Origin of the sequence: Tenacibaculum sediminilitoris (assembly GCF_964513795.1) — a bacterium.
GTDB lineage: Bacteria > Bacteroidota > Bacteroidia > Flavobacteriales > Flavobacteriaceae > Polaribacter > Polaribacter sediminilitoris.
The window spans coordinates 1-16,403 of record NZ_CAZEQR010000026.1; the positions used below are offsets into that span (position 1 = coordinate 1).

Consider the following 16,403-nt stretch of genomic DNA (forward strand, 5'->3'; position numbering starts at 1 on the left):
CTTTTCCATGCCGCCGTATTTCTTGCGCCAGTAATAAAATGTACTCTTATCAATACCTAATTCTCTGGATAAATCTCCTACAGATCTTCCTTGTTCATTCTCCTTGAGAGCCTTAATGATTTGACTCCCGCTAAATTTGCTGATTTTCATAATGACAGTTTGAATTTAAAGTTAGTAAATTCGAATTTATAACTGTCCTGTTTTTGGGGAAGCCTACATATGCTTTATGTAATTTTAAATTAGTGGCTTGGAGATGTATTCTATTTTTTAATATACTATAGCGAACCTTTTTATAATAATAAAATCAATAATTTCATCCCTAATTATACTCATATTAAAAACTATAGTATTCTATATAAAATAAAGTATATCGCTAACCTAACCCTTCCATCTCGGCGTCATAAAAGATGCCTGCTGCTTCTATCAAGCCTTCTAATTCATTTGCTAAATCTTGTTCATTCTCATTAGATAAATCCTCAAACCATTCAACCTCATCGTCTTTTAAGTTAATTAAAAACCTAGGATATTCTGTATGCAATACGAAAATATCTTCTGGATATTCGCTATTATCTGCTAGTAAAAATTTAGGTAAGTCCATAATGTTTCTTTTTAATAAGTTTTATTGTTAATTTATTGAATCTTATGAATAATAAAATAGAAGCTGTTGTAAGCCCAGCAAGTAAGCCTAACCAAATACCAAAACTACCATATCTCTCTTCTGCTCCGAAAAAAAAACTAATAGGAAAACCTACTATCCAATAAGATATAAAAGTAATAATAGTAGGTATTTTAACATCTTGTAAGCCACGTAATGCCCCTAACATTACTACTTGAATACTATCACTAATTTGAAAAATTGCGGCTGCAATTAATAAATTTGCTGCAATCCCCATTACCTCCATATTATCAGCATAATTTTCAGCATCACTTAAATCAACATATAAATTTGGTAATGACTTATGAAAAACGAAGAAGAAAGTAGCAAAAACAACTGCTAATATTGTTCCTAAAAAAAATATTGAAAATGCTATTCTTCGTAGTTCTTTATAATTTTGTAATCCTTTTTGATTCCCTACTCTAATCATAGAGGCAACACTTAATCCTGTTGCTACCATAAATGTCATTGAAGATAAATTCAAAGCTATCTGATTTGCTGCTTGAGGGTTTTTCCCTAACAATCCACTTAACCAAATTGCTGCTGTAAAAATACCTACTTCAAAAAACATTTGCATAGCACTCGGAGTAGCTAAATTAAAAATTTTTCGAATCATCAAAATGTCTAATACAAATATTTTAATATTAGTTACTAAACGTTTAGAACGTTCTTTTTTACTTAACAACCACCATAAATACACAACCATTACAAATCTTGACAATAGCGTTCCATAAGCAGCTCCAACGATTCCTAACTCGGGAAAACCAAATTTTCCATAAATAAGTATATAATTTAATAAAACATTTAACACATTAGCAATCAATGTAGCATACATAGGGTAACGTGTCATCGACATTCCATCACTAAATTGTTTAAATGCCTGAAAAATAATCATGGGAATTAGTGAAAACGCTACCAAGTCTAAATAGGGAATTGCCAATTCCACAACTTCAATAGGTTGTTTCATTAAATACATTAAAGGCTTAGAAAAAAACACCATTAGAAATAATATAATTCCCATCATGGTACACAAAAAAAGTCCATGCTTAAAAGTTGACTTTGCCTGCGTAAAATTATTAGAAGAATCGGCCTCAGCGATTAAAGGAGTAATTGCTGTTGAAAAACCAATACCTAAAGACATTGCAATAAACATAAAACTATTTCCTAATGAAACCGCTGCTAATTCAGCAGTTCCAAGTTGCCCTACCATAATATTATCAACAAAACTTACAAATGTATGCCCTAACATACCTAACATTACTGGTGCTGCAAGTTTTAAATTATATTTAAACTCTGAGGTATATTGTTGTAAATTCAAAATCTTACTTTTTTCAATCTGCGAAGATAACTTTTTAAGGGGCTACTAAGTTTATCTTCTTCGTTTTTTAATTAATTTAACTACCTTTGATTTTCGTTAAAACACATACAAAATGGCTTCAATAACCCTAAAAGGAAACACGATAGAAACAATAGGTAACTTACCTAAAACAGGAACTAAAGCAACTGATTTTTCATTAATTACTACCGATTTATCGGTTAAAAGCTTAAGTGATTTTAGTGGTTCTAGATTAATTTTAAATATTTTCCCAAGTGTCGATACAGGTACTTGTGCTACCTCTGTTAGAGAGTTTAATAAAAAAGCTGCCAATTTAAAAAACACCAAAGTGTTATGTATTTCGAGAGATTTACCGTTTGCACAAGGTCGCTTTTGTGGTGCAGAAGGTATTGAAAATGTAATAATGTTGTCTGACTTTGCTGCAGGACGATTTGGTAAAGATTATGGTTTAGAAATTGTAACAGGTCCTTTAGCTGGTTTACATTCTCGTTGTATTGTTATTATAGATGAAAATGGTGAAATAATATACACAGAACAAGTTAGCGAAACTATAGATGAACCTAATTATGATGCCGCAATAAAAGCGCTTTAAAATTTTATGAAAAATCCGAATGACGGCTTTTTAAAAGGACGCATACGTAGTGTTAAATTTGCTTTAAAAGGGATGTGGTTATTAATTACCACAGAAGATAGCATAAAAGCACAACTTTTCTTTGGCTTTGTTGCAACTCTATTGGGTTTTTATTTTCATATTTCTATTACCGAATGGTTAATTCAAACCTTAATTATAGGATTAGTTTTAGTAGCGGAAGCTTTAAATACTGCTGTTGAAAAAATAGCCGATTTTATACATCCTGATTACCATAAAAAAATAGGCTTCATTAAAGATATTTCTGCAGGCGCTCCAGCGTTTGCAGTAATAATCTCATTAATTATAGCTGGAATAATTTACCTTCCTAAAATAATAGCTATATTGTAACGTTCAATTTATTTCTAACAAAAATACATGGCAAAAAAGAAAACAGCTGTTCAAAAGAAACAGCCAAAAAAATCTATCATTAAAAAGATTAAATCCTTTTTTTTAGACAGAAAGAACCAAACAATTTTAGGTTTTTTCTTGTTATTGTTTTCTATATTTTTAACTGTTGCTTTTATTTCTTTTTTCTTTTCTTGGCAAGAAGACCAAAGTACACTCAATCAATTTACTAACAAAACCATTCCTACTAAAAACTTGTTGGGTAAAATAGGTGCTCTATTAAGTAACTTTCTTGTATACAGAGGTTTTGGTTTAGGAGCCTTTATTATCCCATTAACATTATTTTTAACAGGTGCAAGAATCTTATTACAAACCAACTTAAAAAAAATTATTACTTCATGGAACTGGGGTATACTGATAATGCTTTGGTTTGCTACAGCTATTGGGTTTGTAGAAAAAAAACATGCACTATTATCAGGAATTATTGGTTTTGAATTAAACGAATATCTACAAACTTTCTTAGGTAAAACCGGATTAACTATTCTATTAATTTTCTTTTTAATCGCTTACCTAATTATTCGTTTTAGTATTACTCCTGAAGCAATAAGCGAAAAAGTTAAAGCCAATAAAAAAGAAAAAGAAAACAATACAGAAAGCACTCAGGTAAATAACCAACATAATACGACAACATTAAATAACAATACTAAGTATGAAAGTGAAGAAGTAAAAAAAGACAAATCAAATTTTGAGTTGTCATTAGAAAATTTACAACCCACTATTTCTAACTATTCCGGTGTAGATGAAGTTTCTAGCAATGACAAAAAAGAAGAAATTTCTTTAGATATTATTCAAACAAACGAACCAACAACAAAAATATCAGAACAAAGTAAAAAAGAAGTAGAAGTTGCTATTGAAAAAATTGCAGAAGAAAAAAGTGTTTCTGAAAATCTATCTGATCAATTAATAAAAGATTTTGGTGAATTTGACCCTACCTTAGAACTAGGAAACTTTAAATTCCCTTCTTTTAATTTACTAAAAGAATACAACGAGAGTATTTCTATTGACCCTACTGAGCTTGAGGCTAAGAAAAATCAAATTGTAGAAACCTTAAAAAACTATAAAATTGGTATTGCACAAATCAAGGCTACAGTTGGTCCAACCATTACTCTATATGAAATTGTGCCCGAAGCTGGGGTTCGTATTTCAAAAATTAAAAATTTAGAAGACGATATTGCCTTATCTCTTTCAGCTTTAGGAATTCGTATTATTGCTCCTATTCCAGGAAAAGGAACTATTGGTATTGAAGTACCTAATAAAAAAGCTACTATCGTTTCTATGCACTCAGTTATTTCTTCAAAGAAATTTCAAGAATCACCAATGCAGCTTCCTATTGCTTTAGGTAAAACTATTTCAAACGAAACCTTTGTAATTGATTTGGCTAAAATGCCTCACCTATTGATGGCTGGAGCAACAGGGCAAGGTAAATCGGTAGGATTAAATGCTATTTTAACATCGCTCTTGTACAAAAAACATCCTGCTGAAGTTAAGTTTGTATTGGTAGACCCTAAAAAAGTAGAGTTAACATTATTCAATAAAATAGAACGTCATTATTTAGCTAAATTACCAGACGATTCTGAAGCTATTATTACTGATACCACTAAGGTTGTTAACTCCTTAAATTCTTTGTGTATTGAAATGGACAACCGTTATGATTTGCTTAAAAATGCTATGGTTCGTAATATTAAAGAATATAATGTTAAATTTAAAGCTCGTAAACTAAATCCAGAAAATGGACACCGTTTTTTACCATATATTGTATTGGTTATTGATGAGTTTGCTGATTTAATTATGACTGCTGGTAAAGAAGTCGAAACCCCTATTGCCCGTTTAGCACAGTTAGCACGTGCTATTGGTATTCATTTGATTGTAGCAACGCAACGTCCATCGGTAAATGTAATTACAGGTATAATCAAAGCTAACTTTCCTTCGAGAATTGCATTCAGAGTAACTTCCAAAATTGACTCTAGAACTATTTTAGATGCTCCCGGAGCCGATCAGTTAATTGGTCGAGGTGATTTGTTATACTCTGGAGGAAATAACATTATTCGTATTCAATGTGCTTTTGTAGACACCCCTGAAGTTGAAAAAATTACCGATTTTATTGGTTCTCAACGCGCATACCCAGAAGCCTATTTATTACCAGAATATGTTGGTGAGGAAGGTGGCACAAATCTTGATGTTGATATTGCAGACAGAGATAAACTGTTTAAAGAAGCCGCTGAAATTATTGTTACAGCACAACAAGGTTCGGCATCGTTATTGCAACGTAAATTGAAGTTAGGATATAATCGTGCAGGTAGGTTAATAGATCAATTAGAAGCTGCAGGTATCGTAGGTCCTTTCGAAGGTAGTAAGGCAAGACAAGTACTTGTATCAGATTTAATTACCTTAGAACAGTTATTAGAGAACGAAAAGAATTAATAATTATATAAACTATTCCGAAAGTGGAAATAAGAAAGACAATGAAAAAAATAGGATTATTATTTATTGGGTTATGTATTAGCATTAGTGCTATGGGGCAAGCAAACTCATCAGAAGCAAAAAAGTTACTCGATGAAGTTTCAAATAAAATGGGAGCCTATAAAAACATGGTTATTGGTTTTAATTCTTCTTTAGTAAATAAAGAAGCAGGTATTACCAACGACCCTCCTATTAGAGGAACAATAACCTTATCAGGAGAGAAATATAACTTAGACTATTTAGGAAACACCTTTATTTTTGATGGAAAAAAACTAGTTGTTATTAACCAAGACGAAAAAGAGGTTAGCATTAATAATGGTAACCTAGATGATGAAGATGGTTTTATTTACCCTTCTAAACTATTAACCTTTTATAAAGAAGGATATAATTACCAAATGGGAACCTTAAAAAATAATAATGGACGTAAAGTTCAATATATTAATTTAACTCCTATCGATAGTAATTCTGATATAGTAAAAGTAGAACTAGGTATTGATGCCAAAACAAAGCATATATACAAACTAACACAAATAGGTTCTAATGGTGCTGAAACAACCTTTACCATTACTAAATTTAAAAGTAACCAACCTATATCTGCTCAACTCTTTTCGTTTAATAGAGATAAGTATACTAAGCAAGGATACTATATAGATTAAAAAATTACATAAAAGTTTTGTTAATGATTTTTGTAAGTAAATCATTAACAAAACTTTTATGTTTATATGCCACTAACCTACTACCTTTGCATCTGTGAAAACATTAGACAGATATATATTAAAAAGCTTCTTAGTTCCTTTTTTAGCAACTTTTCTTATCATTTTATTTGTATTGGTAATGCAGGCGCTATGGTTAGTTTTTGATAGCCTTGCTGGTAAAGGTATTAGTGTAGAAATTGTCTTAAATTTTTTATGGTATACTACACTTATTGTAGTTCCTCAAGCATTGCCTATTGGTGTTTTACTTTCTTCTATAATGACACTAGGTAGCTTGTCTGAAAACTACGAGTTCGCCGCAGCAAAATCTGCTGGAGTTTCTTTGCAACGTATGGTACGTCCTATCGTGTTTTTAGCTATTTTTTTAAGTGGTATTAACTTTTTGTTTCTTAATTATGTATACCCTTATGCTATGCTAAAACAGCTAAACATGAAGGTAAATATTAAAAAGAAGCAACCTGCTATAGCCTTGGTTGCAGGTGGTTTTAATACTGAAATACCTAATTTTCAAATAAAATTTAAAGAAAAATACGGTGAAAAAGATAACCTTTTAAAGGAAGTGATGATTTACGATTTATCTTCTAAAAAAGGAAATAATAAAATTATCACTGCAAAAAAAGGAGAAATTCTTTCAGAAGACGGTAGCCGCTACATGACCTTAGTTTTAAAAGATGGTTATTATTTTGAACATCATATAAAAAATGGTTCTTCGTTTAAAGAACGAGAAAAAATGCCCGCTTCTTATGCTAATTTTGAAGAGTACACTATTAATATTGATATTTCTTCATTTAGTAATGATGATCTTGAAGAAGAAAAGTATAAAACTAATTTTAACATGCTTAGTTTGGCTCAATTAAAAGATACTCTACCAACTATGAAACAAAACTATGATGCTTTTGTTAATAGTAGAGCCAAAAACTTATTTTTAAGTATTGATATTGAAGACCTACATCAATACCCTGATTCTTTAATTAATAAAGAGCTTTCTTTAGATATTCTTGAAAATTTTGAACTTAAAGAAAAACAAAATATTCTTGTAACTGCTACCTCAAAATTAGAACGTACTATAAACAACAATAAAACTAACAAAGACACATTAAAAAACAAACGAAAGTATTTAAACCTATACGATATTGAGTTTTACAATCGTGTAGCCTTTTCGCTTTCTTGTTTATTACTTTTTTTTATTGGAGCACCATTAGGCTCTATTATTAGAAAAGGAGGAATGGGGCTGCCTATGATTTTGGCTATCGGTATTTACGTTTTATACTTCTTCTCTAATACTTTTGGAAGAAACTTAGCAGAAGAAAGCTCATTAACAGCCATTACTGGATCTTGGCTAAGTGTATTTTTAATGCTACCTTTGGCTATAACATTAACTGTTAGAGCTACTAAAGACAAAGGCTTACTAAATATAAGTTCGCGATTCGATAGGATAACAGTTTTTATAATCAAAATCTTCAAAACAATAGGAAGAAGGTCCTGATAGACTTTTAACAACAACATAATGACAACACAAACTCCAACTAATATTCAATTAAATACAATTGAAGAAGCTATAGAAGATATTAAAAACGGTAAAGTTATTATCGTAGTTGATGATGAAGATCGTGAAAATGAAGGTGATTTTTTAGCAGCTGCTGAAAAAATCACCCCAGAAATGATTAATTTTATGGCAACACATGGTCGTGGATTAATTTGTACTCCTCTCACTGAAACCCGTTGTAAAGAATTAGAGTTAGGAATGATGGTTAGTAACAATACTGACCCTATGGAAACTGCTTTCACCGTATCGGTAGATTTACGCGGAAATGGTGTTACTACAGGAATCTCTGCCTTAGATAGAGCTAAAACCATACAAGCCTTAATGAACCCTGACACCAAACCTTTTGATTTAGCTAGACCAGGACATATTTTTCCTTTAAAAGCTAAAAATGGTGGTGTATTGCGCAGAACAGGTCATACTGAGGCTGCTATTGACTTTGCTCGTTTAGCAGGTTTAGAGCCCGCTGGAGTTATCGTAGAGATAATGAATGAAGACGGTACCATGGCACGCTTACCTCAGCTTATGAAAGTTGCTAAAAAATTTGATTTAAAAATCGTTTCTATTGAAGATTTAGTAGCGTACCGTATGGAGCACGATTCATTAATTGAAAAGAAAGAAGACTTTAACGTTCAAACACGCTTTGGTGATTTCCGTTTACGTGCTTACCAACAAACTACTAACAATCAAATTCATATTGCTTTAACCAAAGGTACATGGAGCAAAAATGAACCTATCTTAACTCGTGTAAACTCTACTTTGGTAAACAATGATATTTTAGGAACCCTTACCAACAATGCTGATAAAAAATTAGATCAAATGTTTAAAGTGATTAATGATGAAGGTAGAGGTGCTATCCTATTCATTAACCAGCAAATGCAGGCGTTAAACTTATTAAATAGACTTCGTATTTTAAAAGAAAACCAAGCTAAAGGAGAAATGAAAGCTCCGAATGTAGTAATGGATAATAAAGATTTTGGTATTGGTGCACAAATTTTACACGATTTGCACATCCATAAACTACGCTTAATTTCTAACACCAAACAAACCAAACGTGTAGGTATGATTGGTTACGGATTGGAAATTGTTGATTACGTAAACTACTAATCCAAAAACAATATAAAACTAAAAATCCCGAGTTGGCTAACTCGGGATTTTTGTTGTGTTATTAATATAAAAAGCTATGACATACTTTCATACCTACAGACTAATTAACTAGCATTTTTCTACAGCAAATAATTTGTTTACAACAGCACTTTGTAGGTAGTGAATACCACTCCCCTTAAGCGAAGAGTATTGTTTCCCTTACCGTTGGAGTGACAACTCGATTAGGCTTGGGGTGTCGATCTGATAAAAGTTATGTTATCTCTTCTGTTTATTTTTTATATTTGAGAAGATAAAATTACTAAAGGTTTCGCTTATTCTGTCGTTAAGGAGGGCTAACAGTAATTTTATTACAAATATGACCAGTTGTAGCTAATTAAAATAATAAGGATGGAGTATAAGACCTTTGAAACTGAAAGACTTATTATAAGACCAACATCTGAAAATGATTCAGAATTTATTCTTAAGCTTTTAAACACACCTAAATGGATTAAATATATTGGGGAAAGAAATGTCAAAACGGAAGAAGGTGCAAAAATGTATATAAGAGAAAAAATGATTCCACAATTAGAAAGACTTGGCTATTCTAATTATACTTTGATTAGAAAGAAAGATAATCAAAAAATAGGAACTTGTGGATTGTATGATAGAGAAGGATTGGAAGGAATAGATATTGGATTTGCATTTCTTCCTGAATATGAAAAAAAAGGATTTGCTTTTGAGGCGTCTAGCAAAGTAATGGATATTGCTTTTAATGAATTTGAAATTAAGGTCATTAGTGCAATTACAACAAAAGATAATATTTCTTCTCAAAGACTTTTAGAAAAACTTGGACTCAAACTCACGGAAACAACAAAACTCCCAAATGATGATGAGGAACTATTAGTCTATAAGATTGAAAAATAACATTGGCTATGAACAATTGGGTCAAAAGTAACAAAACGAAAGTATAAACATAAAACAAAAGTCGGAGCTAAGTTAAACAATTAGGGCTTAAAAACCCAACTGTTCATGGCCGAGTCAGTTGTAAAACATAAAATAGAATATGGGATTTAAATGAAAAGTTGTATAAGATTTTCTTATAGCTAGTGGAAGACATTGTTCTTTATGTTATAATTTTTGTGAAACTAAAATAGAATTACATCATATTAAACAAAAAAAAGATGGTGGAGAAGGTTCTTTTGATAATTGTTTACCTCTTTGTTTTGGCTGTCATGCAGATGTGATGCAATACAATCCTGACCATCCTAAAGGTAAAAAATACACTGTAACTGAATTAAAAAGGTATAGAAATAAATGGTATAAAAAGTCAGCGAAAGTCAAGGGAATATATTACCTAATGAAAGCTATTTAAATCTTGATAAAGCTACTTTTGAAAGATTAAAAAGTCTATTAACAATTTTGAAAATATCACTCCAAAAATAGTTAAAGACTTCGAATGATTTAATAAAGTTAGGAGGAAAAAAAACATGTGAACTAAAATTATGTTTTACAACAAAGAAGTGAGTTGAAAAACAAACTATTAAAAAAGGAAATATGATACCAATTAACGATTTATTACTATTTGGATTAGCTGCATTGATTATGGTTATTTCACCAGGTCCAAATATGATTTATTTGATTTCAAGGTCATTATCACAAGGAAAAAAAGCGGGAATCTTATCTCTTTTTGGAGTTATGTGTGGATTTTTATTCCATATCCTTTTGGTATCTTTTGGACTTACTGCAATATTTTTTGCGGTACCTTATGCTTTTGTAGTTGTTAAATTTCTTGGCGTCGGATACTTACTATACTTAGCTTACAATACTATTAAATCAAAAAACAAAATTTTTGATGCTGACCAAAATATAAAATCGGATAAGCCTCTTAAATTATTTAACATTGGGCTTTTAACAAACATTCTAAACCCAAAAATGGCGGTGTTTTATCTTTCATTTTTTCCTCAATTTATAAAACCTGAATATGGTTCTATTTTGAGTCAAAGTTTTCAACTCGGAATTATTCAAATAATAATAAGTTTTTCAGTTAATTTCTTGATTGTCGTATCTGCTGCTAAAATGGCAAGTTGGTTCTCAAAAAAAACTGTTTGGCTAAGAATACAAAAGTGGTTTATGGCTTCTGTATTAACTGGACTTGCTGTGAAAATGGCATTGACAAAAGCGAAATAAAACCGTTGCACAACAAAGAACTGAGTTAACTTCATTAAACTTGAACATTGGTATTTTAGGCTTAGAAACCTAATATACAATGGAACTTCTCGGGTTAACCCATAATCACAAATTACTTTGGCATCGCTCTTATTGGTTTTACCTTAGCTAACTTCATTTGTATAAAGCGTTTTATAGACAACGGATTTACAACAGAAACAACAACCCTTTGATGATACAAACTTAAGACGTGTATAATTAATGGCTAGTTCTTGCCAACTTGCAAAAATTTTCTCGGATTTTCTATTCCACAGGAATACAAATATCTACAACACATTTACCTTCTGGATGTTCGTTAGGGTTTGTATATAAAATCTCATATGGGTCTTGGTCGGCTTTTTTAAAACCATGCTCACTCATCCATACAAAATTACTCTCCCATGCTTGTTGAAATTCTGATGGAGTGATTTCTAAACGAGATACTACACATTTTGCTGCTGGTATTTCTTTTACGTTTACTTCACCTTCTGTTTTAATATCTGTATTAAGTGTCATGCAAACACTCATTCTTATTTTGTCTTCATCGGTAATTTTGGGGCTATCATGGTATATCGTTAACATTTTTAAATCTTCTTGCTGTATTAGTCCTTTAGGATATGCCCATTGCATCAGTTTAAGATAGGTATTCCCTACGGCATCCATTTTTCCTTGATGTATTAAATAGGCTACTTTTAAGGTTGGCATCTTTTTTACTTTAGTTTTAGCTTTCATTTGCATCCATTTTAAGTTTGTATGTATATTACAAATGTATTGCTCAAACTGTGTTTCTATTTTTCCATTCTTGCTGTCTATTTTACAAATCTTGCTATATTTTAACGCACTTTCTTTTTTAAATTCAACAGGACTTATTCCGTAAAACTTTTTAAAGGCTCTTGAAAGTGATGATACGCTTGTAAAACCAACTATTTCGGATACTTCTGTAACCGTTATTTGTTTTTTATGTAATAAAAATGCTGCTGCCCTCTCTACTCTTTTTCTAGTGATGTAATCGTTAACTGTTTCTTTGGTAATCACTTTAAAAAGTCTGTGAAAATGATATGGGGAAAAATATGCTTTTTCTGCAATATCTTCTAGAATTAGTTTTTTATCTAAATTCTCTTCAATAAAATCAAGAGCTTTAGTAATTCGTATCACTGTTTTGTTTGGTATTTTTTCAGATGGATTCATGATTACTTTTTATTTGTAAACACAATCTTTTAGCAAATTCTTCTTCCTTATACATTTCATGCACTTTCTTTGGAGTTATATGGTAATCAACCTCCATTTTATCAAACCAATCTTTATTGGGTTTATAGTTGTCTTTTTCTCCAAAATAAAGTATTGTTTCAGCTTTCGGCTTTGCTGTTTCATAACGTAATCTTGTTGCTGAAACTGCATATAGGTTTTCTATATTTAAACCTTTTAAACAGGCTTTCCAAGCTATAGTTCCTCCTATGCTAAAAGCTAGAACGATGAGTTGTTCTTTTTCTAATGTTACTAAGTTTGTAACTGCTTTATCTATCCCTTTTTCTGCAAAAAAGCGATGTCGTTCTTCTTCTAATAAATTCTTCTCTGGTATTTCTGCTAATTCACAACTATTATACGAAATAACCTCAAAATCTTCCGATAGTTTATCTACATATATCGAAAACCAAGGAATATTAATCGTTCCCCATAGGTCTGATAAAATAATTAATCGTTGTTTCATTAGCTATCTTTTTTTTGTAAGAAAAAAAACACAAAACCACCTGCAAAATATAAAATAACATCTAATATATCGGTTGTATACCTTGCATAGTATTTAGGTAAAATAAACTCAAACAATACTGAATATAACACACAGATATAAAATATTACTCCTAAAGAAATTTGATAATCTTTATTATTTCTACTCCACTGTAAAACAAAGAGACATATAGTTAGTACAATGGGTATTATTAAAAAATCATTTGCATAATTATTAATAATACTTGGTATCCTGAAACTTAGTTTTTGCAGGGCATAAATAAGACTTCCTATAGTTATTGAAATTATAAAGTAATATATAAGTTTTTTTTTTTGCATACTACTCTACCCTGCAGCAACCATCGCTACAAACCAAGCTATTAAAGCTCCTATAACACTTATTAATAAATATGCAGAATACAAAACCCAACCTACAATTCGAAATAGCCAAACTGGATGTTTTTTTAATCGTTCTGCTAAATTAGGATTCTCAATATCGTATTTTACTTTTTTGAGTTCTTCTTGTTTGTAAGCAGCTACTTTTTGCTCTTGCTTCTTCTCAAAAGAAATCAATGTATTACAGTTTTTACAATAATCTCTATTGGTATTAAAAACACCACAACTAGGGCATTTGATGTTTCTAGTAATTGCCATTTTCTTGTTCTTTAAAGCTGTATTTATTTTTCTTTTTATAAGGACGTATAATAAGTCTTGTTTCTCGATCAAAACGAACATAATTATATACCCAATTCATAAATACTATTACCTTATTTCTAAAACCAATAAGTGAAAACAGGTGTACAAACATCCAAACAAACCAAGCAAAAACTCCTTGAAATTTCCACTTAGGTAAATCAACCACTGCTTTATTTCTTCCAATTGTTGCCATTGACCCTTTATCATTGTATACAAATGGCTTTTGTTTTTTGTTTTTTAATTTTGCTAAAATATTTTTACCGAGTAACCCTCCTTGCTGAATGGCTGGTTGTGCCATCATTGGGTGCCCGTAAGTGTAATTTTTAGTTTCCATACAAGCTACATCGCCAATAGCATAAATGTTATCGTAACCTATTACTTTATTATATTCATCTACTTTAAATCTATTAGCCCTTTCAACTATACATTCTTTGTTTAACCCATTAACTGCTGCTCCTTTTACTCCTGCTGCCCAAATAACTGTTTGTGCTTTAAAGTGATCTTGTCCGTCAGTAGTTACAGTTTCTCCATTATAATCTAATACCCGGAGATTTTTCCAAATATCTACTCCTAGCTTTATTAAAAAGTCTTCCGCTTTTTCAGAGGCTTTATTGCTCATTCCTTTCAATAATTCTCCAGAACTTTGAATGAGGTTAATTTTCATCTGTCTGATGTCTAAATCTGGATAATCTTTAGGTAAAATACCTTTTTTCATTTCTGCTAAAGCACCCGCTAACTCTACCCCTGTTGGCCCTCCTCCTACAATCACAAAATTCATTAACGCCAAACGTTTTTCTAAATTAGTTTCTAATAAAGCTTCTTCAAAATTTTCTAACACTAAACTACGTATATTCAAGGCTTGTGGAACCGATTTCATTTCCATAGCGTACCTTTGCATATTAGTATTTCCGAAAAAATTTGTGGTAGAGCCTGTGGCTATGATTAATTCGTCATACTCCAAATTCCCTATAGTAGTTTCTATGCTTTTTTCCTCGGAATTAATTTGGATAACTTTTGCCAATCTAAAGAAAAAATTTTCTATATCATTAAACCTCTTTCGTAAAGGAAATGCAATACTATCAGGTTCTAACCCTCCCGTTGCTACTTGATATAATAAAGGTTGAAAAGTATGGTAATTGTGTTTATCTATTAAAACAACCTGTAATTCTTGATTTTCTAATGCTCTTGCGGCTGCCAATCCTGCAAATCCTCCTCCTATAATGATTACTCTAGGAAAACTTGTTTGAGGTATGTTCATTATGTCTTAGGTTTTTATAATTAGCAAATTTAACTAAAAGAGAAATGAGTTAGTTAAAATTTATTTTTTAGTTTTACGTTAACCTCTATAAACAAATAAGAAGCTATCATGTTTAATTTTTTTAAAAAGAAAAAAGAAAAAAGTTTAACTATTGTATGTGATACCGATATTATTCACATAAATAATAAGCCGCTTACGTTCCCCACTAATTATACTACTTTAATAGATATTTTAGGTAAACCTAGTAGAGAATTAAAAAAAAGTAATGACTATATTATTTGGGATGTGCATGGTGTTTTTTGTGGTTATACTGATAAAGACAGTATTCTTTCTATAAATATTTATCAAAACAAAGAAGACAGAAGTGAATACAATACTAAGAAACAGTTTAAAGGAAAATTGATTTTAAACGATGAAGAAATCACCAATAATGAGTTTGGTAAGATTTCTTTAGGTAAAGTTGCTATTCATAGGTTAGGTAGAGAAAATGATACTCGCTTTGGGTTTAGTATTGGAGTGAATAGGGATTACAGAGATTCATAACTCTAGTTTTATTTGTTGTAGCGTTTTGTTTGTTGATATTAGTTCACTAATAATTTTCTCTCTCAGCACATCAATATTTTCATCATAATACATTGCCCATTTATACTCTCTAAGTAGCGTTTGAATTTGTTTTAAGCGTTGGTGTGCAAACTCTGAAGTCATTAAGAATTGAGAGCTTTTTGAATCATTTTGAATTCTTTTTATAGTTACCTTAGCTTTTGTATAATCTACTTCTAAATAGAACACTTTATCTGTAGTATTTAACGGATAAAAACTTGACCAATTTGCAAAGCCTACATAATATTTTTGGTTTTTATATCGATCAATCCCTTGAATTTTCCAACGACAATTAGCTACTCTTCCCCAGTGGTTTGAGTAACGAAAAACTCCATTTTCTGTATAATAGTAATAACTACCCGATTTGCTTTGAAAGTGTGCTTTCATCTCTTCAAAAAAATTGATGTTTTGAATTTCAAACTCGCAATAGGTATTTCTGTAAAAATTAAACTTATGATACTTCATTAACTTCCAAAAACTGTTAGTACTATTTTCCTGCTACCTCCATGATTTCTGTGTTCTCCCAAATATATTCCTTGCCAAGTGCCTAAATTGAGTTTTCCGTTGGTAATTGGAATTTGCACCTGACACCCTAACATAGAACTTTTAATATGTGCTGGCATATCATCGGCACCTTCATAATCGTGCTTATAATACGGCATATTTTCAGGAATCATTTTGTTAATATGTGACTCGAAATCTATTCGCACTGTTGGGTCTGCATTCTCATTAATTGTCAAACTAGCAGAAGTATGCTTTATAAACACTTGTAACTGTCCTATTTGAATAGTTGCAAGCTCTAGTAAAGCTTTTTCTATGATATCAGTAATTAAATGGTACCCTCTATTAAATGCAGGTAATTGAATTTCTTTTTGGTAAAATTTCATGGGGTATGAGTCGTCCTAAAATAGGTTGACAGTTATTTAAAAAATTATATTGAACCAGAGAAGTTAACTTCTCTGGTTTTTTTGTTATGTACAAAGTTAGGTGTTTTCATGTTAAGACTTAAATGTGGTCTTTTGTTATTATATGTATTTATAGACTCTTTAATTAATTGTTTAAGTTCCTTTCCATTATTACATTTATAAAT

20 protein-coding genes and 1 pseudogene are annotated in these 16,403 nt (G+C 30.8%); 10 read left to right on the forward strand and 11 right to left on the reverse strand.

All coding sequences use genetic code 11. The features are described 5' to 3' along the window. The 3 genes from ACKTSW_RS08200 to ACKTSW_RS08210 all read right to left on the reverse strand — a co-directional run. The coding region (locus ACKTSW_RS08200) for a transposase (RefSeq protein WP_408024812.1) at positions 1 to 150 on the reverse strand (150 nt) is incomplete at its 3' end. A gap of 223 nt (positions 151 to 373) precedes the next feature. After that, positions 374 to 598 carry a hypothetical protein gene (locus ACKTSW_RS08205; RefSeq protein ID WP_408024795.1) on the reverse strand — a complete coding sequence of 75 codons (225 nt, stop codon included), beginning with the start codon at positions 596 to 598 and terminating at the stop codon, positions 374 to 376. Next, complete coding sequence (locus ACKTSW_RS08210) at positions 585 to 1,973, reverse strand: MATE family efflux transporter (protein WP_408024796.1); 1,389 nt, start codon at positions 1,971 to 1,973, stop codon at positions 585 to 587. The genes ACKTSW_RS08205 and ACKTSW_RS08210 overlap by 14 nt, the downstream gene beginning before the upstream one ends. A 112-nt stretch (positions 1,974 to 2,085) precedes the next feature. Here ACKTSW_RS08210 and tpx point away from each other — a divergent pair, with 112 nt between their 5' ends. The 9 genes from tpx to ACKTSW_RS08255 all read left to right on the forward strand — a co-directional run bounded on the left by tpx (position 2,086) and on the right by ACKTSW_RS08255 (position 11,016). Continuing rightward, positions 2,086 to 2,583, forward strand: coding sequence for a thiol peroxidase (tpx, locus tag ACKTSW_RS08215; protein WP_408024797.1), 498 nt, complete (start codon positions 2,086 to 2,088; stop codon positions 2,581 to 2,583). A 6-nt stretch (positions 2,584 to 2,589) separates the two neighbouring features. After that, positions 2,590 to 2,970 carry a diacylglycerol kinase family protein gene (locus ACKTSW_RS08220; RefSeq protein WP_408024798.1) on the forward strand — a complete coding sequence of 127 codons (381 nt, stop codon included), beginning with the start codon at positions 2,590 to 2,592 and terminating at the stop codon, positions 2,968 to 2,970. A gap of 27 nt (positions 2,971 to 2,997) precedes the next feature. After that, positions 2,998 to 5,448, forward strand: a complete 2,451-nt coding sequence (locus ACKTSW_RS08225; RefSeq protein ID WP_408024799.1) for a DNA translocase FtsK — start codon at positions 2,998 to 3,000, stop codon at positions 5,446 to 5,448. Between the two features lie 41 nt (positions 5,449 to 5,489). Next, positions 5,490 to 6,143 carry a LolA family protein gene (locus ACKTSW_RS08230; protein WP_408024800.1) on the forward strand — a complete coding sequence of 218 codons (654 nt, stop codon included), beginning with the start codon at positions 5,490 to 5,492 and terminating at the stop codon, positions 6,141 to 6,143. A 94-nt stretch (positions 6,144 to 6,237) separates the two neighbouring features. After that, positions 6,238 to 7,686, forward strand: a complete 1,449-nt coding sequence (locus ACKTSW_RS08235) for an LptF/LptG family permease (protein WP_408024801.1) — start codon at positions 6,238 to 6,240, stop codon at positions 7,684 to 7,686. A gap of 21 nt (positions 7,687 to 7,707) precedes the next feature. Continuing rightward, on the forward strand, positions 7,708 to 8,850 hold the full coding sequence (ribB, locus tag ACKTSW_RS08240) for a 3,4-dihydroxy-2-butanone-4-phosphate synthase (RefSeq protein WP_408024802.1): 1,143 nt from the start codon (positions 7,708 to 7,710) through the stop codon (positions 8,848 to 8,850). A 387-nt stretch (positions 8,851 to 9,237) separates the two neighbouring features. Continuing rightward, positions 9,238 to 9,753: a GNAT family N-acetyltransferase gene (locus ACKTSW_RS08245; RefSeq protein ID WP_408024803.1), complete on the forward strand. Its 516-nt coding sequence runs from the start codon at positions 9,238 to 9,240 to the stop codon at positions 9,751 to 9,753. Between the two features lie 175 nt (positions 9,754 to 9,928). Continuing rightward, on the forward strand, positions 9,929 to 10,201 hold the full coding sequence (locus tag ACKTSW_RS08250) for an HNH endonuclease signature motif containing protein (RefSeq protein WP_408024813.1): 273 nt from the start codon (positions 9,929 to 9,931) through the stop codon (positions 10,199 to 10,201). Between the two features lie 182 nt (positions 10,202 to 10,383). Continuing rightward, positions 10,384 to 11,016: a LysE family translocator gene (locus tag ACKTSW_RS08255; protein WP_408024804.1), complete on the forward strand. Its 633-nt coding sequence runs from the start codon at positions 10,384 to 10,386 to the stop codon at positions 11,014 to 11,016. A gap of 73 nt (positions 11,017 to 11,089) precedes the next feature. On the opposite strand, the pseudogene ACKTSW_RS08260 reads toward ACKTSW_RS08255, so the two are convergent. From ACKTSW_RS08260 to ACKTSW_RS08280, 5 genes and pseudogenes are all read right to left on the reverse strand, one after another. Then, a pseudogene (locus ACKTSW_RS08260) lies at positions 11,090 to 11,218 on the reverse strand (IS110 family transposase); the annotation flags it as partial. Between the two features lie 80 nt (positions 11,219 to 11,298). Further along, entirely contained in the window at positions 11,299 to 12,222 is a 924-nt protein-coding gene (locus ACKTSW_RS08265; RefSeq protein WP_408024805.1) for an AraC family transcriptional regulator, read from the reverse strand. After that, the gene (locus ACKTSW_RS08270; protein ID WP_408024806.1) at positions 12,209 to 12,742 is read right to left on the reverse strand and encodes an alpha/beta hydrolase; all 534 of its coding nucleotides are present in this window, start codon (positions 12,740 to 12,742) and stop codon (positions 12,209 to 12,211) included. The genes ACKTSW_RS08265 and ACKTSW_RS08270 overlap by 14 nt, the downstream gene beginning before the upstream one ends. 362 nt (positions 12,743 to 13,104) lie before the next feature. Next, a complete protein-coding gene (locus ACKTSW_RS08275; protein WP_408024807.1) occupies positions 13,105 to 13,413 on the reverse strand; it encodes a hypothetical protein in 309 nt (102 codons plus the stop codon). Next, complete coding sequence (locus ACKTSW_RS08280; protein WP_408024808.1) at positions 13,400 to 14,713, reverse strand: NAD(P)/FAD-dependent oxidoreductase; 1,314 nt, start codon at positions 14,711 to 14,713, stop codon at positions 13,400 to 13,402. Before ACKTSW_RS08280 ends, ACKTSW_RS08275 begins: the two co-directional genes overlap by 14 nt. A 108-nt stretch (positions 14,714 to 14,821) precedes the next feature. On the opposite strand from ACKTSW_RS08280, the gene ACKTSW_RS08285 reads away from it, so the two are divergent. Further along, positions 14,822 to 15,256, forward strand: coding sequence for a DUF7738 domain-containing protein (locus ACKTSW_RS08285; RefSeq protein WP_408024809.1), 435 nt, complete (start codon positions 14,822 to 14,824; stop codon positions 15,254 to 15,256). On the opposite strand, the gene ACKTSW_RS08290 is transcribed toward ACKTSW_RS08285, so the two are convergent. From ACKTSW_RS08290 to ACKTSW_RS08300, 3 genes are all read right to left on the reverse strand, one after another. Further along, entirely contained in the window at positions 15,251 to 15,778 is a 528-nt protein-coding gene (locus tag ACKTSW_RS08290; RefSeq protein ID WP_408024810.1) for a hypothetical protein, read from the reverse strand. The two genes, ACKTSW_RS08285 and ACKTSW_RS08290, sit on opposite strands and share 6 nt — an antisense overlap. Beyond that, on the reverse strand, positions 15,778 to 16,200 hold the full coding sequence (locus tag ACKTSW_RS08295; protein WP_408024811.1) for a secondary thiamine-phosphate synthase enzyme YjbQ: 423 nt from the start codon (positions 16,198 to 16,200) through the stop codon (positions 15,778 to 15,780). The genes ACKTSW_RS08290 and ACKTSW_RS08295 overlap by 1 nt, the downstream gene beginning before the upstream one ends. 44 nt (positions 16,201 to 16,244) lie before the next feature. Further along, on the reverse strand, positions 16,245 to 16,403 hold a 159-nt coding region (locus ACKTSW_RS08300), incomplete at its 5' end, for an integrase core domain-containing protein (RefSeq protein ID WP_408023416.1).